Source organism: Pseudomonas sp. PME37.24/006, from assembly GCF_055556635.1.
Genome location: NZ_JBVHNL010000173.1, coordinates 1 through 261, shown reverse-complemented (window position 1 = coordinate 261; position 261 = coordinate 1). Strand labels below are relative to the sequence as shown.

Genomic DNA, 261 nt, shown 5'->3' with positions numbered 1-261 from the left:
CCCACACCGTCGAGGACTTCGCGGGTTATCGCGCCGAGGTCACCGAGGCGCTCACCCGCACCATCGGCGACGCCCGGTACAGCGTCGCGCCGCCGCCGTCCGTGGGGGCGATCCTCGTGGGCGTCGCCGCCGCGAGCGAACGCGAGCCCGGCGCGGCGGAGCTGCTCGAGGCGAGCGTCCTCGGCGTCCAGGCGCGCGGCGCGCACCTCGGCGATCCCGCCGCGGGTCCCGTCGACGTCGAGGCGATGCTCGCGCTCGAGG

The 261-nt window shown here is 77.4% G+C and carries 1 protein-coding gene; it reads left to right on the top strand.

Annotated elements, in window-relative coordinates:
* A partial coding sequence (locus ACZ3GY_RS24295; protein ID WP_465912336.1) for a hypothetical protein occupies positions 1-261 on the top strand: 261 nt, incomplete at both ends.